Consider the following 21,314-nt stretch of genomic DNA (forward strand, 5'->3'; position numbering starts at 1 on the left):
ACTCCCCGCCGGCTAAGGCACCACGCCCTTAGCCGGCGTTTCCTGGCCGGGTAAACTGCTGCTCGGTCATCATCTTTCCCCACTGGTCCCCCTGCCATTCGCGGGTTAACGTGAAGCCAAAGGACTCATACAGTTTGCGGGCCGCGTCCAGACCTTTAAACGTCCACAGCTGAACGGCGCTGAACTGACGACTATCGCAGAAAGCCATCGCCTCACTGAGCAGCCGCCTGCCAATGCCGGTTCCCCGGCAGCTGTCATCGAGAATGAACCAGCGCAGATGCGCCTGCTGCTGGCCGAGATCCTCGCCATCGATCGCCACCGAACCGACAATCTTCCCCTCGCGCATCGCCAGCCAGATCTGGTTGACCGGCGAGGAAAGCCGGGTGGTGAATTCCGCGACACCGCTGGCAACCTTACCTTCAAAAAAAGCGCCGAAATCATGGTTCCGGGCGTAATACTCCCCGTGCATCTGGGCTATCCGGCCAATCGCCCCCGGCTGATAGCCGGTCACCAGCGAAATTTGCGGCGTCGTTTCCGCAAGCGCAGCATCCCGACACTGCGCCAGCGCCTGAGCATAGGCCGCCAGTCCGCTGGCGACGGTCCGTTGCTGCGTCTCATCGAGATGCGCTAACGCCTCCACCACCCGGCGGGTACCGTAGGCGTTAATCGTTGCCACCGTGTCGTGCCCTTTCGCGGTCAGCGCCAGCGATTTAGACCGCGCGTCCTCCGCGCAGGGGCGCTCCTCCAGCTCTCCGGCGGCCAGCAGACGGGCGACCATCCGGCTGACGCTCGATTTTTCCAGCCCGAGCAATGTGACCAGCTGCGCGGCGGTTATCGTCCCCCTGACCGACACCTCCAGCAAGGTATGCACCGCCGAGGGTGAATAGTGGGTGGCGGCCAGCGTGGTGTTCATAAAACCCAGCTCGCGCACCATTAATCGCGAGGCCGTTCGAATTTGTTGGATAAAAGGCGTGTCAGACATAGTGAGGCGTCCAGTGAAGTAGATAGTTGTATAATACAACCATTTACTTCAGGCCGCGTCAAGAGGATAAACTATCCAGCATGGCAAGGTAGCGTATCGGATGATGGCGTGCCGCGGGCGCCGGACTGCGCCCGCGATAAGTATTATTGCGGGTTCTTCGCCTTCCAGGCCTCCCAGGCCGATTTGATCTCCTGCTTCGCGGCGGCCGCATCATTAAAACCGGCCAGCTCGACCTTTTTCCGTCCCTCTGGTAGTTCTTTGTAGACCCGGAAGAAGGCCTCCAGCCGCTGCTGCTCGATTTTCGGCAGATCGGTGATGGTCTGAATGTCGTCATAGGTCGGATCAATTTTACTGGCCGGGACGGCGATGATTTTGTCGTCTTTCTCACCGCCGTCTATCATCTTAAGAACGCCGATCGGCCGCAGCTTAATCAGCGTGCCCGGGGCCATCGGCGCGCGGGTGTAAAACACCACGTCCAGCGGGTCGCCATCCCCGGCCAGCGACTGGGTTAACGAACCGTAGTTCGCCGGGTAAGCCACCGGCATCGACTGAAAGCGGTCGGCGACGATAAACCCCGTTTTAGCGTCGGTTTCATACTTAATGATCCCGCCTGCCGGGATCTCGGTGACCGCGTAAAACTCTTCCGGATTGTTTTCCGGCTGCGGGAATTCCAGCACATTGTGAGCCTGCGCGGCGGCGGAAAAAAGCAGACCGGCGGTGAGGAGCGTTTTGACCAGATGCATTGTTGTATCACTCTGTTGTTATAAGAAATTGATGCGCAAAACAATAGAGTTGGGTGATGAAGAAAACATGACCATTCCGTGACACTATTATTACCTACCAAAATTAGAGGTATTGTCTGAATTTTGTGCTACGACTGTAGCAAAAAACCACATCCTGTACTAAAGCGCCTTGTTTTTTTCTCCATAGCGTCTAATCCTTATTGGGTAATATTGCATTAATAAAATTAATCAATCCCCTCTCAAGGAGACAGGCATGAAGGCAGCTGTTGTTACTCACGACCATCAGATTAACGTTACGGAAAAAACGCTGCGCCCGCTGGAATACGGCGAAGCGCTGTTGAAAATGGAATGCTGCGGCGTGTGTCATACTGACCTGCACGTGAAAAACGGCGATTTTGGCGATAAAACCGGCGTTATCCTCGGTCATGAAGGGATCGGGGTAGTACAAAAAGTCGGCCCTGGCGTCACCTCCCTGAAGCCGGGCGATCGCGCCAGCGTGGCGTGGTTCTTCGAAGGCTGTGGCCACTGCGATTACTGTAACAGCGGCAACGAGACGCTGTGCCGCTCGGTGAAAAACGCTGGCTATACCGTCGACGGCGGCATGGCGGAAGAGTGCATCGTCACCGCCAACTACGCGGTTAAAGTCCCGGACGGCCTCGACTCCGCCGCCGCCAGCAGCATTACCTGCGCTGGGGTCACCACCTACAAAGCCGTTAAGGTCTCCCACATCAAGCCGGGCCAGTGGATCGCTATCTACGGCCTCGGCGGGCTGGGCAACCTGGCGCTGCAGTATGCCAAGAATGTCTTTAACGCCAAAGTGATCGCTATCGACGTCAACGACGGCCAGCTGGAGCTGGCGGCGTCGATGGGCGCTGACCTGACCATCAACTCGCGCAATGAAGATGCGGCGAAAGTGATTCAGGAAAAAACCGGCGGCGCCCACGCTGCGGTGGTGACCGCGGTGGCCAAAGCGGCCTTTAACTCGGCGGTGGATGCCGTTCGCGCCGGCGGCCGCGTGGTGGCGGTAGGCCTGCCGCCAGAGGCGATGAGCCTCGATATTCCACGTCTGGTACTCGACGGTATCGAGGTGGTCGGCTCGCTGGTCGGCACCCGTCAGGATCTGGTGGAAGCGTTCCAGTTCGCCGCCGAAGGCAAAGTGGTGCCGAAAGTCACCCTGCGTCCGCTGGAAGATATCAATGCCATCTTCAAAGAGATGGAACAAGGTCAGATCCGCGGCCGTATGGTTATCGATCTGCGTAGCTAATCGCCAGCGCCTCTCCCGTCCGGGCGAGGCGCTTCTCCTTTCGCGCTTCCCCTCGCTTCCCGCCGCTTCCCCTCGCTTCCCGCCGCGTAAAGTAAATGCAATTTCCGCAAATGCTTAGCGCAATTCCTTGGTTCCTTTGTTTTTAGCCGCGCCCGATGATGGCAACACAATAGATAACAAAGGAATTCACCATGCATCGTCATTTTCGCCTGCCCGCGCTGGCCGCGCTGTTTCTCTCCGGCGCCTTTTCCGTCTGGGCCGCCGACACGCCGGTTAAAGGCGGTACCTTGATTTATCTGGAGCAGCAACCGCACACCAATCTCTATCCACCCGCCGGCGGCTTTTATCCCAATGGCGGCATACTCAATCAGATCACCGACAAGCTGACCTGGCAGAACCCGAAAACGCTGGAGATTGAGCCGTGGATCGCCGAAAGCTGGACCAGCAATGCCGATAAAACCGAGTACACTTTCCACCTGCGAAAAGGGGTCACCTTCTCGGATGGCACGCCGCTGGACGCCGCCGTGGTCGCCAAAAACTTCGACACCTATGGGCTGGGGGATAAAGCCCATCGCCTGCCCGTCTCGGAGGTGATCAATAACTACCAGCGCAGCGAAGTGATCGACCCGCTGACGGTGAAATTCTACTTCAACAAGCCGTCGCCGGGCTTCCTGCAGGGGACCGCCACCATCGGCTCCGGCCTGGTCTCCCTCAGCACCCTGCAGCGCAATTTCGAGGAGCTGGGCGATGCCCGGCACATCATCGGCTCCGGTCCCTTCGTGGTGCAGGATGAAAAACCGGGCCGCGAGCTGACGCTGGTGGCGCGCAAGGATTATCAGTGGGGGCCGAAAAACATCGCCCAGCAGGGCCCCGCTAACCTCGACGGCATCACCTATATCGTGACCCCGGAAGACAGCGTGCGCATCGGCGCGCTGCTGGCGGGCCAGGCGGGCTTTATTCGCCAGGTGCAGGCCTACGATGAAAAGCAGGCGACCGATCAGGGATTTACGGTCTACGCCGCGCCTACCCGCGGGGTCAACGACAGCCTGAGCTTCCGCCCGGATAACCCACTGGTCGCCGACCTGCGGGTGCGCCAGGCCCTGCTCCATGCCACCAACGCCCGGCAGGTGGTGGAGACGCTGTTCTCCGCTAACTACCCGCAAGCCACCTCCGTGCTGGCCAGCTCCGCCGCCGGCTATGTCAATCTGAGCGATAAGCTCACCTTCGACCAGGCCAAAGCCCGGCAGTTGCTGGATGAGGCCGGCTGGAAACCCGCCGCCGACGGCATTCGCAGCAAAGACGGGCAGCGGCTGGCGCTGACGGTCTATGAGTCGCTCCCCCAGCCGCAGAATAAAGAAGTGCTGCAGCTGATCGCCCAGCAATGGCGCCAGGTGGGGGTAGCGTTAACGGTCAAAGCCGGGGACGCCGGCAGCCGTACGCTCGACAACCTCGACCCGCAGAAAACCCCGCTCACCGTCTCGGAAGTGGGCCGCGCCGACCCGGATGTAGTAAAAAGCATGTTCTTTCCTAACAACCGTGACGCGCTGTTGCAGAAAGGCGGCTCCAGCGATAAAGTGCAGCACTTCCGCGATGATAAGCTGAACGACCTGCTGACCGGCATCTCCGCGGCGGTGGAGCCGCAGCAGCGCCTGCAGTTAACCGGCGATGCCCAGCGCTATCTGATCGATAACGCCTATGTGATCCCCATTTTCGAAGAGCCGCAGGTGTTCGCCGGCGCGCCGTGGGTGAAAGGCGTCAGCTTCGAAGCCGTCGGGCGTCCGTCGTTCTACGGCGCCTGGCTGGATAAACACTAAGAGGCCGGATATGAGCGCTTATCTTCTGCGACGGTTCGGCCAGGGGCTGCTGGTCCTGTGGGCGGCGTTTACCCTCACCTTTTTCCTGCTGCAGGTGCTGCCGGGGGATGCGGTGCTGATCAAGTTTCAGAACCCGGACCTCGGTCTGAGCCCGGCGCAAATCGCCGACATGCGGCTGGCCTACGGCGCCGACAGCCCGCTGTGGCGCCAGTACCTGCACACGCTGCTGGCGATGCTGCACGGCGACTTTGGCTATTCCCTGCAGGCGGGTCTGGCGGTCAGTAGCCTGATTGCCAGCAACCTGCCGGATACCTTAAGCCTCGCCCTGCCGGCCTTCCTGCTGGCCGTGATCCTGGCGTTTGCCCTCGCTTTCGCCTCACGTCTGCCGGGGCTGCGCTGGCTCAGCAACCTCCTGCAGTCGCTGCCGGTGCTGTTTATTTCGCTGCCCACCTTCTGGCTGGGTATCGCGCTGATCCAGCTCTTTTCGTTTCAGCTGCGCTGGATCCCGGTGATTAACCCCGGTCCGCTGGAGGGGCTGATTTTACCGGTTATCGCCGTCGCGCTGCCCATCTCCGCCCCGCTGGCGCAGATCCTGATGCGCAGCATGGATCAGGTGGCGGTTCAGCCCTTCGTCGCGGTCGCCCACGCCAAGGGAATGAGCGAGACCGGCGTCCTCTGGCGCCATGTGATGGGTAACGCCCTGCTGCCGGCGCTGAATATAGCCGGGCTGCTGCTGGGCGAGCTGATTGCCGGGGCGCTGATCACCGAGACCGTCTTCGGCCGCAGCGGCCTCGGCCAGTTGACCCAGCAGGCGGTGAATAACCAGGATATCGCCGTGCTGCAGGCGGTGGTGATGATTTCGGCTCTCGGTTTCGTCCTGATCAACCTGCTGGTCGACCTGGTCATGCCGCGGCTGGATCCCCGACTCCAATTACAGACCGGAGGTGCGAAATGAGCCTGGTCGACTATGCCATCGCGGTTCGCCGCCGCCCGGAGTGGCGCAAAGTGCGTCTCCAGCCAGGCCTGTGGCTGGCGTGGGCGGTAATGATCACCGCCCTGTTAATGGCCCTTGCCCCACAGTGGTTTACCTCCGCTAACCCGCTGGAAGGGATCCCCGGCGCTCAGCGCCTGGCGCCACAGGCGCACCACTGGCTGGGTACCGACCAGCTGGGCCGCGACCTGTGGACGCGGGTGGTTTACGGCGCGGTACATTCTCTGTCGGCGGCGCTGATCGCCGTCGCCATCGGTCTGGTGGTGGGCACCGCCCTTGGCACCCTCGCCGGGGCGCTGGCCGGCCGCGTGGAATCGACCATCATGCGCCTGGTGGATGTCCTGCTGGCTATCCCTTCCCTGCTGCTGCAGCTGACGGTGATCATTCTGCTGGGTTTTGGCACGGTAAATGCGGCGGTGGCGGTCGGCGTGGCGGCCATCGCCAGCTTCGCGCGCCTGGCGCGTGCGGAGGTGGTGCGCGTGCGCCACAGTGATTACGTCGAGGCGGCCCGGGGCAGCGGCGGCACCTTTCTCGCCATCTTCTGGCGTCATATCCTGCCCAACTCGCTCACCGCGGTACTCGCCTTCGCCACGCTGCAGTTTGGTCAGGCGATGCTGGCGCTGGCCACCCTCAGCTTCCTTGGCTACGGCACCCCGCCGCCGGTCCCGGAGTGGGGATTACTGATCGCCGAAGGTCGTAATTACCTGTCGACCGCCTGGTGGCTGACCACCTTTCCCGGCCTCGCCGTGGTCGCGGTGGTCCTTGCCGCCAATCGTCTTAGCCGCCAGTGGAGTGGAGTACGTCCATGAACGTTCTGTCTGTTGAAGATCTGCGCATCAGCTACCGGTCGCGGGGTGAATGGCGCGAAGTGGTGCATAACGTCAGCTTTTCCATTCAGCGCGGCGAAATGCTGGCCTTCGTCGGTGAATCCGGCTCGGGGAAAACCACGACCGCGCAGGCCATTATCGGCCTGCTGGCGGATAACGCCCGCCGCGACGCCGGGCGGATTATCCTCAATGGCGAAGTGATTAGCGACTGGTCGGCAAAACGCCTGAACCGCCTGCGCGGGGTGAGCATCAGCCTGGTGCCGCAGGACCCCGGCAATTCGCTTAATCCGGTAAAAACCATTGGTCAGCAAGTGGAAGAGATCCTGCGGCTGCATCAGTCCCTTTCCGCCGCCGAACGCCGGCAGCAGGTTCTCAACCTGCTCGCTAAAGTCGGGCTCAGCCACCCGGAACAGCGTTTTGACCAGTACCCGCATCAGCTGTCGGGCGGGATGAAACAGCGGGTGCTGATCGCCATCGCCATCGCCCTGCAGCCGGATCTGATTATTGCCGACGAGCCCACCAGCGCCCTCGACGTTACGGTGCAAAAGCGCATTCTCGATCTGCTCGACATCCTGCGGTGCGAGTCGGGAACCGCCGTGCTGTTTGTCACTCACGATCTGGCGCTGGCCGCCGAACGCGCCGACCGGATCATGGTGTTTCGCCAGGGCGAGATTCAGGAACAGGGTGCCACCGAGGCGATTATCCGGCGTCCGCAGCACCCTTACACCCGCCAGTTGCTCCACGATCTGCAGGACGCGCCGCTGAGGCTGACGGCGGATCGTCACCGTCCGCTGGCCACGCCGGCCATTCGCGTCGAAGGGATCAGCAAACGCTTCTCGCTGGGCAAACAGGCCCTGCAGGCGCTCGACAGCGTCAGCTTTGAGGTCAAACGCGGCTGCACCCATGCGCTGGTGGGCGAATCCGGCTCCGGGAAAACCACCCTGGCGCGGATCCTGCTGGGCTTCGAGCGCGCCGACGCCGGACAGGTGACCATCGACGGTATTGACGCCGGGCATCTCAGCCGGGAGGCGCAGCGTCAGCTGCGGCGCAAAATCCAGTTCGTCTACCAGAACCCCTTTGCTTCGCTCGACCCGCGCCAGACGCTGTTTGCGATTATCGAAGAGCCGTTAAAAAACTTTGAGCGCCTCAGCGCGGCGACGCGTCGCCAGCGTGTGGAGAGCGTCGCCGCCCGGGTGGCGCTGGCCCCGGAGCTACTGTCGCGGACGCCGCGGGAGCTTTCCGGCGGCCAGCGGCAGCGGGTGGCGATTGCCCGGGCACTGATCCTCGAGCCGGCGATACTGGTTCTTGACGAAGCGACCTCGGCGCTCGATGTCACCGTTCAGGCGCAGATCCTCGCCCTGCTGCAGCAGCTACAGCAGCAGCTTGGTCTGAGCTACCTGTTCATTACTCACGATCTGGCGACGGTGAGGCGGATTGCCGACAGCGTCACAGTGCTGCGCGCCGGTCAGGTGGTGGAGCATGGCGACGTTGGGCGCCTGTTCGCCGCCCCGCAGCAGGCCTACACCCGCGACCTGATCGCCGCCATTCCCCAGGTTTCCCCACGCCTGGCTCAGGCCCACATGGAGAACGCATAATGCCTAAACGCCTCGGCTTTTTTACCCGTCTGCTCGATCAGGGCTCCGCACAAACGCGCTACCGGCTGGCGGCCGAACAGATCCGCCACGCGGAGCGCGTCGGCTTCGACAGCGCATGGATTGCCCAGCACCATTTTCATGAACAGGAAGGCGGCCTGCCTTCCCCGCTGGTGTTTCTCGCCCACGTGGCGGCGCAGACGGACCGCATTCGCCTCGGCACAGCGATTATCACGTTGCCCATGGAAAATCCGCTGCGCGTCGCCGAAGACGCGGCGGTGCTGGATTTACTCACCGACGGGCGTCTGGAGGTGGGATTTGGTTCCGGCGGCACGCCAACGTCGTTTCTGCCCTTCGGCCTGACCAGCGAGCAGCGCGGGGCGGTGTTTGCCGACCATCTGCACCTGATCCACAGCGCCTGGCGCGGCGACACCCTCAGCCACCCGGACAACCGTCTCTATCCGCCCGCGCCGCAGCTGGCGGCGCGCATCTGGATCGCCACCTTCTCGGTGGAAGGCGCCATCCGCGCTGGTCAGGCGGGGCACGGGCTGATGCTGTCGCGCACGCAGCCCCGGCCGCCCGGTGAGCCGCGCCTGCCGCTGGACGCCATTCAGAACCCGATCGTCGACGCCTACCTGGCGGCGCTGCCGGACGGCGTTGCGCCGCGGATCCTCGCTTCGCGCACCGCCTTCGTCGCCGACAGTCACGCCAACGCCCTGCAGATCGCCGAACCCGGCCTGCGCAAGCAGGCTGCACAGTACCGGGCTGCGGGTCATCTGATAGAAGGTGACAGTGTCACTGACTATCTGCAACAGCTGGATGCCCACGTGGGCGATCCTGAGCATGTTGTTGCCTCCCTGGCGCAGGACAGCGTGCTGGCCCGCGCCACCGATGTTTCGTTCCAGGTGCACTCGGTGGAGCCTTCGCACCGGGATACGCTGCGTTCCATTGAGCTGATCGCTCAGCATATTGCCCCCCACATCAGATAAGGAGTCACCATGACGCTGAGTCAGGATATTCTGGCCGAACTGGCGGAGATCGCCGCCGGTTCCCCGCTCGACCAGGCGCGCGCAGTCCGCGATGCCGCTACCCGACATGCGCAGGGAAGTTATGAAGTGCTGTTCAGCCAGCAGGACGCCGACTTTCCCCTCGATGAACGCTTCGCCGTGGCGGCAAAGGTGGCGAAGCTCCATCAGGCGGACGCGCTGGCGGCGCACTATGCCGGCTTCGGCCTGGCCGATCCGACCACGGATCGTCTGGTTCCGGCGCTGGCCTTTGCCCGCCTGCTGACCTTCACCCCCGTCGAAGCGACACCCGGCGCGCTGCAGGCGCTGACAAACGCGGGCTGGAGCCTGCGGGGCATCGTCACCCTGGCGCAGCTGGTGGCCTTTGTCAGCTTCCAGAGCCGCCTGCTGCTGGGTCTGCGGGCGCTCAACCACAAGCCCATCGTCAGCGCCGACACGCCGGTGGTGGCCGGGTACTGGCACACCACCCCGCACGCGCAGAGCGGCAAAGCGGCCCCGGTGCGCTTCACCCGCGAGGAGCTGCACTGGGAACCCTGGCTGGCGGATAAACCGTTGGCGGAATTTAGCGCTGAAGAACAGGCGATTCTGGCCAAATATGGCCATAGCGATTCGCCCTACTTCCGCCTGCTGGCGCGCAACCAGCCGGTGCTGGAGCAGCGGACGCTGACCGATAAAGGCATTTTCTATACCCCGGGGGGATTGCCGCGCGCCGAACGTGAACTGGCCGCCACGGTGGCCAGTAAAATCAACGGCTGTATTTACTGCGCCTCGGTGCATGCCCGCAAAGCGGCGCAGCTGGCGAAGGACGAGACTGCCGTCGACACGCTGCTGGCAGTGACGCCGGGAGAGGATCTGCGCGGCGGGCAGTCGCCGCGCTGGCAGGCGGAAATCGACGCCGCCGCCGCGCTATCGGTGACGCCGCCCGCGCTGAATGCCAGCCATCTGGCAGCGCTTGATGAACAGGGCTTAGATACTCTGGCCCAGCTGGATCTGCTGCAGTCAGCGGCCTTTTTCGCCTGGGCCAACCGGCTGATGCTGACGCTCGGCGAGCCCTGGCGTGAGTAAGCATCGTTAGCAAGCCTGTCGGCGTTGATGGCGGCCGTAGATGAGCAAGGCGCTCATCGCCAGAAACGACAGCGTGGCGGCGGGGAGCGCCACGCTGTTCCAGCCGAAGCCCTGGGCAATCATCATTCCGCCGCAGAAGGCGCCGATGGCGCTCCCGAGGTTAAAGGCGATCTGCCCCCCTGCCGCCCCCAGCATCTCGCCGCCTTTGGCGTTCTGCAGCAACAGGATCTGCAGCGGCGCCGACAGGGCGAACAGCCCGGCACAGCAGAAAAACGCCAGCGTCAGCGAAGCGATTTTATGCTCCCCGAAGGCAAAGATCAGCAGCAGCGTCACAGCGATCGCCCCGTCGGTGATGGCCGCGATGCGCAGCGGACTGTAGCGCCCGGAAATTTTGCCGCTGAACAGGTTGCCGACCACCATGCCCAGCCCCGCCAGCATCATAATCAGCATCATCCGGCTTTCGGCAAAGCCGGAAACGTTGAGCATAAAGGGCTTGATATAGCTGAACCACGCGAACACCCCGGCGTTGCCGAACATGGTGGCGGCAAAAATCAGCCACGGCGCCGGGGAAGCGAGGAAACGGAACTGCTCGCGCAGCCGGGTGGTGGCCCGATCATACAGCGTAGGGACCCAGCAGAAGATGGCCATAAACACCGCGATGTTAAACACCGCGATAAGCGCGAAGGTATAGCGCCAGCTAAAATGATGCCCAAGCCAGGTGCCCCCGGGAACGCCCACCAGGTTAGCCACCGTCATACCGCCGATCATCCCCGCCACCGCGGCGGTCACCCTCCCCGGCGGCGCGATTTTCGACAGGATGATCGCCCCCACGCCGAAGAAAGCCCCGTGGGGAAACCCGGAAACCAGCCGGCCAAGCGCCAGCATGGCGTAGCTGCTGGAGAAGGTAAACAGGGTATTGCCGAGAATGCACAGGGCGGCGAGAAACAGCATCACCGATTTCAACGAAAACCGGCTGGAGAGCAACGCCATGATCGGCGCGCCGATGACCACGCCGAAGGCATACCAGGCAATCATATTGCCGGCGGCGGGGATTGAAATCCCGACATCGCGCGCCATGTCCGGCAGCACGCCCATAATGCCAAATTCCGCCATGCCGAGTCCGAAAGTGCCCAGCGCCAGTGAAAAAATCGTTTTTTTCATACATCTTATAGGGGTATTGAGAGACGGCCGGCATTATTGACCATCCCGCCTCGCCACACCAGCTAAAAACGCCCGACGACAGTATCCTCCATACAACGGCCTGATTCGTTCATGCGCTCGCCAGCGCCACCGTTGGCGGTCCTGCTGGCGGCAGAGGCGCCTGGCGGTGGATAATCCCCTGTAAAAATTGGTGGGCACGCAGGGACACATCGTGGATTGATCTCAAGTTAACTTGAGGTTGTAAAGTCGAGACATCGTTCACCTCGGGAGAATCATCCATGCAAAATGTTGATGTTGGCTTTACCCATGTCGCCTTTACCGTCCGCTGTCTGGCCAGCAGCATCGATTTTTATACCCGCTACACGGCGATGACCGTTATTCACCAGCGCGAACCCAACCTCCCCTCGGCGCGTAAAGTGGCGTGGCTCAGCGATCGCACCCGACCTTTCGCCCTGGTGCTGGTGCAAAGTGATGACCCTGCCGACACGCCGCTGGGTCCGTTCGGCCATCTCGGCGTCGCCTGCGCCACCCAGGCGGAGATCGATGAGAAGGTCGCCCAGGCGCGGCGGGAAGGCGTTCTGCGCCGGGAACCGGAGCAGCTGGGCGATCCTGTGGGCTATTTCGCTTTCTTTGCCGACCCGGACGGTAACACCCTGGAGCTGTCATGGGGGCAGCGAGTGGGGCTGGAAGTCATTGCCGCGGGGAACGCCCGCTAGCCCGTCCCGGGCGCGAATATTTTCCACCGCCACGCCAGTGAAGGATTACACTTCAAAGGGATACCTCGGCAACACGGAGCATGGCGATGGGTAATAAGAAAAGCGGTCATCCTGTCGACGCGGCGGTGAAGATCGCCCCGCTCGACAATAAAGCGTACGAGAAGGCGCTGCGCAAGCTCCACGTTGAGCTGGTAAAACTGCAGCGCTGGGTGGTGCATAAAGGGCTGAAGGTATGCATCGTCTTTGAAGGCCGGGACGGCGCCGGCAAAGGCGGCACGATTAAGGCGATCACCGAGCGCGTCAGTCCGCGGATCTTCCGGGTCGTCGCCTTACCCTCGCCCACCGAACGCGAGAAAAGTCAGCTCTATTTTCAGCGCTATATCAAGCACCTCCCGGCGGCTGGCGAAATCGTGATTTTCGATCGCAGCTGGTATAACCGCGCCGGCGTCGAACGGGTGATGGGCTTTTGTACCCCGGAGGAGGTGCAGAAGTTCCTCGACGGCGCGCCGATGGTGGAGCGCGGCATGGTCGAGTCGGGCATTATCCTGCTCAAGTACTGGCTGGAGGTCTCTCCGCAGGAGCAGGAGCGGCGCCTGCGGGATCGCATCGACGACGGGCGCAAGATCTGGAAGCTCTCGCCGATGGACATCAAGTCTTTCAACCGCTGGGATGAATATACCGCTGCCCGCGACGCCATGTTCGCCGCCACCGACACCGCCTGGGCGCCGTGGTTCGTCGCCCGCTCCGAAGATAAAAAGCGAGTGCGTCTGAATATCATCACCCACCTGCTGTCACAGATCCCCTACGAAGCCTTGCCAGTGGAGCATGTCACGCTGCCGAAGCGCAAAATGGGCAAAATGAAACAGACCAATTTCCCCTTCCGCTTTATTCCGGAGAAGTTCTGATTATTTCCCGCCGCGCTGGTTAATGCCAGCGCCGGGTTTATTACCATAACCATGAATATTTCATGCGGTTGCTTTCCTCTGGAAGTTGTCTCGCAAAATAAAAAACAAATCCGAACCAGGTATTTCTTTTCATCGCACACCGCGTGATAATCAGCTCGCCAACAACAAGGAGCAGATAATGAAACAGAATGCCGTTAACAAGTCACAGAATCGCGATCGCACAACAACGTTTAACCCGCAAAACCAGTCACTTACCATCGTCGATGCGGACAAACGCCGAAAAGACCAGGAATTCATTAAGGCACTGAATGAGTTCACTGCCCGTGCAGGGTTGTTGTCAGAGGATCCTTTTTTCGGAGGGATTTAATGGCGGCACAATTTGATATTTTTCGTAACCCATCATCGAGAACCAATGCGTTTCAACCTTATTTAATGGTAATCCAACATGATTATTTTAATGACCTTGGCACACGTTTAATTGTGCCGCTGAGCTATCATTCTCATTTGACCGGCCATTATCATGCTGCCGCCCCGGTTATTAATATGGAGTTTGAGAAACTGTTCATCAACGCGCCGGCAATCACCAGCGTGGCAAAGCAAAGGCTGGATAAAAAATATTTTTATCTGCAATTTGGCTAAAGAAAGAACGACCGTGATATCAGCGATGGACGCATTAATCACTAACACATAAACCCGCTCCAGCAAAACTGGAGCGGGCCTCCTGGCCAGACGGCTTACTTCATCCCTTCGCGACTCTCTTTGATCGCCTCCAGACGTTCCACATCGCGATACCAGCGCGGGTGATGTTTCTTCGCCCAACGGCGGCTGACCTTGCCTTCAATCATCCCCTTAATCGACCCCTTCACCCAGAACGCCATATACATATGGATAAGGATCGCGTGGATCAGAATAATGGCCGACGTCGCGTGAATTAACAGGCTGTAGCGAATCACCTGAATCGGGAAATAGTGGGCAAACCAGGGACGCCAGATAATCACGCCGGTCACCAGCAGCACAAAAATCATGCTCATGATGGTCCAGAACATCATCTTTTGCCCGGCGTTATATTTACCGACCCGCGCCACTTTATGCTCGTTGCCTTTCAGCACCTCCACAATGCCTTTCAGCCAGGGGATATCCTGTTTATCAGGGATGTTGTGATGGACAAAACGCACGAACATAAACATCAGGGCGATAAAAATCAGCACTCCGAAGAAGGGGTGCAGAATACGCCCCATCTGCGGGGTACCGAAGGTTTCCGTCAGCCACTGCAGGGTCGGGAAGAAAAACGAAATACCCGATAGCGCCACGAGGAAGAAAGCGATCACCACCGTCCAGTGACAGGCACGATCGATAAAGGTCGTGCGCACTATCATCTTCGATTTACTCATCATGCTCCTCCTCGTCGTCAACTTCCTTATTTGGCCCGATACCGATGTAGTGATAGATAAGCCCGGCAAAGGTAGCGATAAAGCCCGCCGCCGACAGCGGCTTCAGGATCCCTTTCCACAGCTCCACCGAGGTATCAATCTTCGGCGCAGCAGGCAGCTTGTGATAAAGCTCGGGCTGGTCGGCATGATGCAGGACGTACATCACATGGGTGCCGCCGACGCCCTGCGGGTTGTAAATCCCGGCCCTGGCATAGCCGCGTTTTTTCAGCTTAGCCACCCGCTCCTCGGCCACCTCCAGCATCTCTTTCTTCGTACCGAAGTGGATCGCGCCGGTCGGACAGGTTTTCACGCACGCCGGTTCCTGACCGACGCTGACCCGGTCCACGCACAGGGTGCATTTATAGACCCGGTTATCCTCTTTATTGAGACGCGGGACGTTAAACGGACAGCCGGCAATGCAGTAGCCGCAGCCGATGCAGTTTTCCTGCTGGAAATCGACGATGCCGTTGGCGTACTGAATAATCGCCCCGGCGGACGGGCAGGCCTTCAGGCAGCCCGGCTCTTCGCAGTGCATACAGCCATCCTTACGGATAAGCCACTCCAGTTTGCCGTTCTGTTCGGTCTCGCTAAAGCGCATCACCGTCCAGGATTTAGCGCTGAGATCCGCCGGGTTGTCGTACACCCCGACGCAGTGCCCCACCTCATCGCGGATGTCGTTCCACTCGGAGCAGGCCACCTGGCAGGCTTTACAGCCCACGCAGGAGGAGACATCGATAAGCTTGGCGACTTCCGCCTTATGGTCCCGCGCGCGCGGCGCGGGCGTGATCGGGTTGGTCGCGGAGCGTTTAATAATGTCTTGTGTTTCCATCGCCATTGAATCGCTCCTTACGCTTTCTCGATGTTGACCAGAAACGCCTTGTACTCCGGCGTTTGCGAGTTGGAATCGCCGACGTTCGGCGTCAGGGTGTTAGCGATATAGCCTTTGCGAGCCACGCCTTCAAAACCCCAGTGCAGCGGGATCCCGACGGTCTCCACCTGCTGGCCGTTGACGTTGAGAGTTTGCAGACGGCGCGTCACCACCGCCACCGCGCGAATAAAGCCGCGCTGGCTGCTGACTTTTACCCGGTCGCCGTTGGCGATGCCTTTCGCTTTTGCCAGCCCTTCGCTGATTTCGACAAACTGTTCCGGCTGCGCGATGGAATTGAGCAGCGCATGCTTGGTCCAGGTATGGAAGTGTTCGGTCAGACGATAGGTGGTCCCGACGTACGGGAACTTATCCTTCTTACCTAAGCGAATGGCGTCCTCTTCATACACACGCACCACCGGGCTGGAGACCACCTTCGGGTGCAGCGGGTTAGTGCCAAGCGGGGTTTCCATCGGCTCGTAGTGTTCCGGGAACGGCCCTTCCGCCAGCTTATCCAGCGCGAACAGACGACCCAGCCCCTCCTGCTGCATGATAAACGGCCCGGTGTTGCTCCCCGGCGGCGCGGTATTGAAGTCCGGAATATCATTCCCGACCCACTTGCTGCCGTTCCACTGGATCAGCATCCGCTTCGCATCCCACGGCTTGCCGTTGATGTCGGCTGACGCGCGGTTATAGAGCACCCGGCGATTGAGCGGCCACGCCCAGGCCCAGCCCAGCGTATTGCCCAGACCCGACGGGTCGGCGTTATCGCGGTTCGCCATCTGGTTGCCCTGCTCCGTCCAGCTGCCGCTGTAGATCCAGCAAGACGACGCGGTGGTGCCGTCATCGCGCAGCAGCGCGAAGCTATTGAGCAGTTGCCCTTTTTTCGCCAGCAAAGCGCCATGTTGATCGTAAAGATCTGCCAGCGCGTAGCCGTTGTTCTCTTTCGCGACCTCTTCAGACTCGGGGCGATCCGGCTGTTCATAGCGCCAGCTCATCTTCAGCAGAGGCTCAGCGCCTTTACCGCCTTCGGTGCGGTACAGTTCGCGCAGACGATGGTAAATCCCGGCCAGGATCTCGCCGTCGTTACGTGCTTCACCTGGGGCATCCTGACCTTTCCAGTGCCACTGCAGCCAGCGGCCAGAGTTAGCGATCGAACCGTCCTCTTCGGCAAAGCAGGTGGACGGCAGGCGGAAGACTTCGGTCTGAATGGCTGCCGGGTCGACATCGTTCGACTCGCCGTGGTTTTGCCAGAAGGTCGAGGTTTCGGTGACCAGCGGGTCGATAACCACCATATACTTCAGCTTGCTCAGGCTGCGAACCACTTTGTTTTTGTCCGGGAACGACGCCACCGGGTTAAAGCCCTGGCAGATATAGCCGGTGACGTTGCCGTTATCCATCATGTTGAAGTATTTGATCACGTCGTAAGCCTGGTCCCACTTTGGCAACCACTCAAAGCCCCAGTCGTTCTCTTTTTGCGCCGCCTCGCCGTAGAAGGACTTCATCAGGCTGACAAAGAATTTCGGGTAGTTGCTCCAGTAGTTCACCTGGTCCGGCAGGGTCGCTTTTGGCGTGTTGGCCGTCAGATACGTCTGCAGATCCGGCTGCTTATCAGAAGGCAGCGTCAGGTAGCCCGGCAGGCTGGTGGACAGCAGGCCAAGGTCGGTCAGTCCCTGAATGTTAGAGTGACCGCGCAGGGCATTCACGCCGCCGCCGGCCATGCCCATATTGCCGAGCAGCAGCTGGATCATCGCCATGGTGCGAATGTTCTGCGCGCCGACGGTGTGCTGCGTCCAGCCCAGGGCATACAGGAAAGTGGTGGTGCGATCGGCGGCGCTGGTTGAGGCCAGCACGTCGCACACCTTGAGGAAGTCCGCTTTCGGCGTACCGCAGATGTTTTCGACCACCTCCGGCGTGTAACGGGAAACGTGCTGCTTCAGCAGGTTCCACACGCAGCGCGGATGGCTGAGCGTCTCATCGCGTTTGGCGTAGCCGTTTTCATCGAACTGGTAGTTCCAGGACGATTTATCATACTGGCGTTTGTCCGCATCATAGCCGCTGAACAGCCCCTCTTCGAAGGCAAAATCATCCCGCACCAGCAGGCTGGCGTTGGTGTAGTGCTTCACGTACTCGGCATTGATTTTGTTATGTTCGATCAGGTACAGCAGCACCCCCGACAGGAAGGTAATGTCGGTACCGGAGCGAATCGGCGCATAGATATCCGCCACCGACGCCGTACGCGTAAAGCGCGGGTCGACAACGATAAGCGTGGCGTCGTTGTTGTTTTTCGCTTCCATCGCCCAGCGGAATCCCACCGGGTGGGCTTCCGCGGCGTTGCCGCCCATCACCACCACGACGTTCGCGTTTTTGATATCCACCCAGTGGTTGGTCATCGCACCGCGACCAAATGTTGGAGCAAGACTTGCTACCGTTGGTCCGTGTCAGACGCGTGCCTGGTTGTCTACCGCCAGCATGCCGAGCGAACGCACAAATTTTTGCGTCAGCATGCCGGTTTCATTACTTGCTGCCGAAGCGCACAGCATGCCGGTGGAAAGCCAGCGGTTAACCGTCACGCCCTGTTCGTTCTTTTCCATAAAGTTGGCGTCGCGGTCGGCTTTCATCAGCCGGGCGATGCGGCTGAAGGCTTCATCCCAGGAGAGTCGCTGCCATTTATCAGATCCCGGCGCGCGGTATTCCGGGTAGCGCAGGCGGTTGTCACTGTGGACATAGTCCAGCAGGCCGGCGCCTTTCGGGCATAACGCGCCGCGGCTCACCGGATGGTCCGGATCCCCTTCAATATGGTAAATCGCTTCTTTGGCGTTTTTCGCGCCGTCGCCGAGGCTATACATTAATAGCCCGCAGCCAACGGAGCAGTAAGTGCAGGTGTTGCGGATCTCTTTCGCACGCAGCAATTTGTAGTTGCGTGCCTGAGCTAGCGCCATTTTGGGGGCAAAGCCCAGGGCGGCAGCTGTGGTTCCGGCCATACCGCCTGCGCAGATCTTAAAGAACTTTCTGCGGCTGACGTCCATTGCATTCCTCCATGCAGGATGTTGATTCATCGCGCGGAGGAAACTAACAGCAAAATCCCGGGAAAATTTGCGTCAAATCAAGGAGCAAAACCAACGCCCCCTTAATCGCCAGCCGCGGCCGTTTTCACTAATCCCTAGGGGTTACCCATGGCGGAAAATTTCGCCCCGCGGCGGTAAAAAGATGATATATATGCCGGCTGCATTTGCGTAACCCTCAGGATAAGCATGGAGAAAAAGAGAGCCACGACCATCGGCTTCGCCGCCATTATTTTATGGAGCACCATGGTCGGATTGATTCGCGGCGTCAGCGAAGGACTGGGACCGGTCGGCGGCGCGGCGATGATTTACAGCCTCAGCGGCCTGCTGCTGATTTTTACCGTCGGTTTCCCTAACCTGCGCCAGATCCCGCGCCGCTATCTGCTGGCCGGCAGCGCGCTGTTCGTCAGCTATGAAATCTGCCTCGCGCTATCCCTGGGCTATGCCGCCAGTCGTCAGCAGGCCATTGAAGTGGGGATGGTCAATTACCTGTGGCCCAGCCTGACCATTCTGTTCGCCATCCTGTTTAATGGTCAGAAAAGCAGCTGGCTGGTGATCCCCGGTTTGCTTCTCGCCCTGCTTGGCGTCGGCTGGGTGTTGGGGGGTGAGCATGGCCTGCAGCTGGACGAGATTATCAGCAACGTCATCTCCAGTCCGCTCAGCTATCTGTTGGCCTTTATCGGCGCCTTTATCTGGGCGGCCTACTGCACGGTGACGGCCAAATATGCCCGCGGCAAAAATGCCATTACCCTGTTCGTCCTGTTAACCGCGCTGACGCTGTGGCTGAAGTTTCTCGCCACGCCGCAGCCGCCGATGGTCTTTAGCTGGCCGGTCAGCATCAAGCTGCTGACGGTAGCGGTGGCGCTCGGTCTGGCCTACGCCGCGTGGAACGTGGGGATCCTCCACGGCAACGTCAGCCTGCTGGCGGCGGCCTCCTACTTCACGCCGGTGCTCTCCTCCGCGCTGGCGGCGATCCTGCTTAGCGCCGCGCTATCGTGGCCCTTCTGGCAGGGGGCCGGGATGGTGTGTCTCGGCTCCCTGCTCTGCTGGTACGCGACCCGCCGTTAGCCGAGATCGCCGCCCGCCACCGGGAGGGTCACGCCGGTGATATAGCTAGCCTCATCGCTGGCGAGGAACAGGATCGCGTTCGCCTGTTCCGCCAGCGTGCCGTAGCGGTGCATCAGGCTGCTGGCCACTGTCTGATCGACCACCTGCTGATACCACGCCTTCTCCTGCTCACCGGGCTGCTCGTCGTTACGCGGCGTCAGGCGCGGCGGCGCCTCCGTCCCGCCCGGCGCGACCGCATTGATGCGGATGCCGCTGCCGCTGTACTCCATGGCAATCGACCGGGTCAGCGCATTGACGCCGCCTTTCGCCGCCGAGTAAGGCACCCGGTTGACCCCCGCCGTCGCCACCGATGAGACGTTGACGATGCTGCCTTTGCCCTGCTTGAGCATCCAGGGCAGCGCCGCGCGGCAGCCCCACAGGGTGGGAAACAGCGAGCGGCGGATCTCTTTCTCAATCTGGTCCGGCTGGTATTCGGCAAACGGCCGCGCCCAGATAGTCCCCCCGACGTTATTGATTAGCACATCGATGCGGCCAAAATGCGCGACCCCGTCGGCAAACGCCTGCTCGGCGCTCGACCACTGTTCCAGGTCCGCCTCCAGCGCCAGCACCTGACTGCCGGACTGCGCCAGGGTCGCCGCCAGCTCGCGCACCCAGGGCGCGCGATCGATGAGCAGCAGAGCCGCGCCTTCCGCAGCCGCCTGCTCCGCGGTCTGGCGGCCAATGCCCTGGGCCGCGCCGGTGATGGCGACCACTTTATCGCGAAAACGCATACTACCTCCTTATGCCGCCGCGCTCTGGCTGGCGATAAATTTCTCGTACCAGAAGCCCGCCGGGGCGATCCCTCGCTCGCGCAGCGCCGTGGCGACCGCGTTGACCATCGGTGGCGGGCCGCAAAGATAGATATCGACCTCGCCATTATTCAGCATGGCGTCGTCAAGATGATCGGTGACAAAGCCGCGCTGCGGGCAGGCACTGTTTTCCTCTGCCACCACCGGCAGCCAGCGAAAGTGGGTTAACTGCTGACGGAATGCCTCCAGCGCCTCGGTCTTCACCAGGTCGCCGTCGCGCGTGACGCCATACAGCAGGGTCACCGGGCGCGAGCTGTTCTGCGCCTGCAGAGTCTCGAGCATGGAGAGCAGCGGCGCCAGCCCGGTACCGCCGGCCAGCATCAGCAGCGGACGTTCGCCATGGCGCAGATAGAAGCTGCCCATCGGGCCGCTGAGGATCAGGCGATCGCCGGGCCGCGCCTGCCGGGTTAACCACTGGCTCATCATGCCGCCGGGCACGTTACGGATCAGGAAACGTCCTTCTGCCGAGCCTGGGCGGGAGCTGAAGGAATAGGCGCGAACGTGCGGCGTGCCTGGCACCTGGATGTTGACGTACTGCCCCGCCAGGAAGTCCAGCGGTTCATCGAGGGCGACCACCAGCTCGACGGCGGTATCGGACAGACAATTCACCTGCCGCACCTGCGCCCCGGTGTTCGTCAGGGCGGTTTTACACTGGGCGGCAGCCACTGGCACATCGATAACGCAGTCGCTGGTGGGCACCATCTGACAGGTCAGCACCTGGCGGGCCTGCGCTTCCTCGTCGCTTAGCGCTTCGTCGAGATACTCGTCGCCGAGAGCGTATTCCCCGCTGGCGCAGTGGCATTTGCAGGTGCCGCACACGCCGTCCGAGCAGTCCATCGGCAAATTCACCTTCTGCCGATAGGCGGCATCCAGGACTTTCTCTCCGGCATGGCATTGAATAAAGCGGGTAATACCGTCCTCAAAATTAAGAGCAATAGTGAAGGTCATAAGCG

The 21,314-nt window shown here is 60.9% G+C and carries 20 protein-coding genes; 12 read left to right on the forward strand and 8 right to left on the reverse strand.

The window, feature by feature from the left end; genetic code table 11:
* Positions 1 to 28: 28 nt before the first annotated feature.
* Both ACOI7Z_RS04570 and ACOI7Z_RS04575 read right to left on the reverse strand, forming a co-directional pair.
* Complete coding sequence (locus ACOI7Z_RS04570; protein WP_087848776.1) at positions 29 to 982, reverse strand: bifunctional helix-turn-helix transcriptional regulator/GNAT family N-acetyltransferase; 954 nt, start codon at positions 980 to 982, stop codon at positions 29 to 31.
* Positions 983 to 1,125: 143 nt separating this feature from the next.
* Positions 1,126 to 1,725, reverse strand: a complete 600-nt coding sequence (locus ACOI7Z_RS04575; protein ID WP_023289834.1) for an inorganic diphosphatase — start codon at positions 1,723 to 1,725, stop codon at positions 1,126 to 1,128.
* Positions 1,726 to 1,978: 253 nt separating this feature from the next.
* On the opposite strand from ACOI7Z_RS04575, the gene adhP reads away from it, so the two are divergent.
* The 7 genes from adhP (at position 1,979) to ACOI7Z_RS04610 (ending at position 10,303) form a co-directional block, all read left to right on the forward strand.
* A complete protein-coding gene (gene adhP, locus ACOI7Z_RS04580; protein WP_049156777.1) occupies positions 1,979 to 2,989 on the forward strand; it encodes an alcohol dehydrogenase AdhP in 1,011 nt (336 codons plus the stop codon).
* Between the two features lie 191 nt (positions 2,990 to 3,180).
* The gene (locus ACOI7Z_RS04585; RefSeq protein WP_087848775.1) at positions 3,181 to 4,803 is read left to right on the forward strand and encodes a TIGR04028 family ABC transporter substrate-binding protein; all 1,623 of its coding nucleotides are present in this window, start codon (positions 3,181 to 3,183) and stop codon (positions 4,801 to 4,803) included.
* Between the two features lie 10 nt (positions 4,804 to 4,813).
* Positions 4,814 to 5,758, forward strand: a complete 945-nt coding sequence (locus ACOI7Z_RS04590; RefSeq protein WP_087848774.1) for an ABC transporter permease — start codon at positions 4,814 to 4,816, stop codon at positions 5,756 to 5,758.
* Positions 5,755 to 6,603, forward strand: coding sequence for an ABC transporter permease (locus ACOI7Z_RS04595; RefSeq protein WP_050533438.1), 849 nt, complete (start codon positions 5,755 to 5,757; stop codon positions 6,601 to 6,603). The genes ACOI7Z_RS04590 and ACOI7Z_RS04595 overlap by 4 nt, the downstream gene beginning before the upstream one ends.
* On the forward strand, positions 6,600 to 8,216 hold the full coding sequence (locus ACOI7Z_RS04600) for a dipeptide ABC transporter ATP-binding protein (RefSeq protein ID WP_087848773.1): 1,617 nt from the start codon (positions 6,600 to 6,602) through the stop codon (positions 8,214 to 8,216). The genes ACOI7Z_RS04595 and ACOI7Z_RS04600 overlap by 4 nt, the downstream gene beginning before the upstream one ends.
* Complete coding sequence (locus tag ACOI7Z_RS04605; RefSeq protein ID WP_170927814.1) at positions 8,216 to 9,202, forward strand: putative FMN-dependent luciferase-like monooxygenase; 987 nt, start codon at positions 8,216 to 8,218, stop codon at positions 9,200 to 9,202. The genes ACOI7Z_RS04600 and ACOI7Z_RS04605 overlap by 1 nt, the downstream gene beginning before the upstream one ends.
* A 9-nt stretch (positions 9,203 to 9,211) precedes the next feature.
* Positions 9,212 to 10,303 carry an alkylhydroperoxidase domain protein gene (locus tag ACOI7Z_RS04610; protein WP_087848771.1) on the forward strand — a complete coding sequence of 364 codons (1,092 nt, stop codon included), beginning with the start codon at positions 9,212 to 9,214 and terminating at the stop codon, positions 10,301 to 10,303.
* Between the two features lie 6 nt (positions 10,304 to 10,309).
* Here ACOI7Z_RS04610 and araJ read toward each other — a convergent pair whose 3' ends face one another.
* The gene (araJ, locus tag ACOI7Z_RS04615) at positions 10,310 to 11,464 is read right to left on the reverse strand and encodes an MFS transporter AraJ (protein WP_065881644.1); all 1,155 of its coding nucleotides are present in this window, start codon (positions 11,462 to 11,464) and stop codon (positions 10,310 to 10,312) included.
* A gap of 278 nt (positions 11,465 to 11,742) precedes the next feature.
* Here araJ and ACOI7Z_RS04620 point away from each other — a divergent pair, with 278 nt between their 5' ends.
* The 4 genes from ACOI7Z_RS04620 (at position 11,743) to ACOI7Z_RS04635 (ending at position 13,724) form a co-directional block, all read left to right on the forward strand.
* Complete coding sequence (locus tag ACOI7Z_RS04620) at positions 11,743 to 12,180, forward strand: VOC family protein (RefSeq protein WP_086075907.1); 438 nt, start codon at positions 11,743 to 11,745, stop codon at positions 12,178 to 12,180.
* 86 nt (positions 12,181 to 12,266) lie between these two features.
* A complete protein-coding gene (gene ppk2 / locus ACOI7Z_RS04625) occupies positions 12,267 to 13,085 on the forward strand; it encodes a polyphosphate kinase 2 (protein WP_023289843.1) in 819 nt (272 codons plus the stop codon).
* 178 nt (positions 13,086 to 13,263) lie between these two features.
* Positions 13,264 to 13,452 carry a hypothetical protein gene (locus ACOI7Z_RS04630; protein ID WP_050533435.1) on the forward strand — a complete coding sequence of 63 codons (189 nt, stop codon included), beginning with the start codon at positions 13,264 to 13,266 and terminating at the stop codon, positions 13,450 to 13,452.
* Positions 13,452 to 13,724 (forward strand): CcdB family protein, encoded by a 273-nt coding sequence (locus ACOI7Z_RS04635; protein ID WP_226327374.1) that lies wholly within the window; start codon positions 13,452 to 13,454, stop codon positions 13,722 to 13,724. The genes ACOI7Z_RS04630 and ACOI7Z_RS04635 overlap by 1 nt, the downstream gene beginning before the upstream one ends.
* 95 nt (positions 13,725 to 13,819) lie before the next feature.
* Here the strand turns inward: ACOI7Z_RS04635 and fdnI are convergent, their stop codons facing one another.
* From fdnI to fdnG, 3 genes are read right to left on the reverse strand one after another with little or no spacing between them, the layout of a single operon-like run.
* A complete protein-coding gene (fdnI, locus tag ACOI7Z_RS04640) occupies positions 13,820 to 14,476 on the reverse strand; it encodes a formate dehydrogenase-N subunit gamma (protein WP_023289846.1) in 657 nt (218 codons plus the stop codon).
* On the reverse strand, positions 14,469 to 15,350 hold the full coding sequence (gene fdxH / locus ACOI7Z_RS04645) for a formate dehydrogenase subunit beta (RefSeq protein WP_087848770.1): 882 nt from the start codon (positions 15,348 to 15,350) through the stop codon (positions 14,469 to 14,471). The genes fdnI and fdxH overlap by 8 nt, the downstream gene beginning before the upstream one ends.
* Positions 15,351 to 15,361: 11 nt before the next feature.
* Positions 15,362 to 18,409, reverse strand: coding sequence for a formate dehydrogenase-N subunit alpha (gene fdnG / locus ACOI7Z_RS04650; RefSeq protein ID WP_101978305.1), 3,048 nt, complete (start codon positions 18,407 to 18,409; stop codon positions 15,362 to 15,364).
* A gap of 225 nt (positions 18,410 to 18,634) precedes the next feature.
* Between fdnG and yddG the strand changes: the two genes are divergently transcribed.
* Entirely contained in the window at positions 18,635 to 19,513 is an 879-nt protein-coding gene (gene yddG, locus ACOI7Z_RS04655) for an aromatic amino acid DMT transporter YddG (RefSeq protein WP_032453011.1), read from the forward strand.
* Here yddG and benD read toward each other — a convergent pair.
* Complete coding sequence (gene benD, locus ACOI7Z_RS04660) at positions 19,510 to 20,283, reverse strand: benzoate diol dehydrogenase BenD (RefSeq protein ID WP_065881635.1); 774 nt, start codon at positions 20,281 to 20,283, stop codon at positions 19,510 to 19,512. The genes yddG and benD overlap by 4 nt on opposite strands.
* Positions 20,284 to 20,292: 9 nt before the next feature.
* Positions 20,293 to 21,309 carry a benzoate 1,2-dioxygenase electron transfer component BenC gene (gene benC, locus ACOI7Z_RS04665; RefSeq protein WP_032453013.1) on the reverse strand — a complete coding sequence of 339 codons (1,017 nt, stop codon included), beginning with the start codon at positions 21,307 to 21,309 and terminating at the stop codon, positions 20,293 to 20,295.
* Positions 21,310 to 21,314 lie beyond the last annotated feature (5 nt).

Source organism: Klebsiella sp. C283, from assembly GCF_048822555.1.
Taxonomy (GTDB): Bacteria; Pseudomonadota; Gammaproteobacteria; order Enterobacterales; family Enterobacteriaceae; genus Klebsiella; species Klebsiella quasipneumoniae.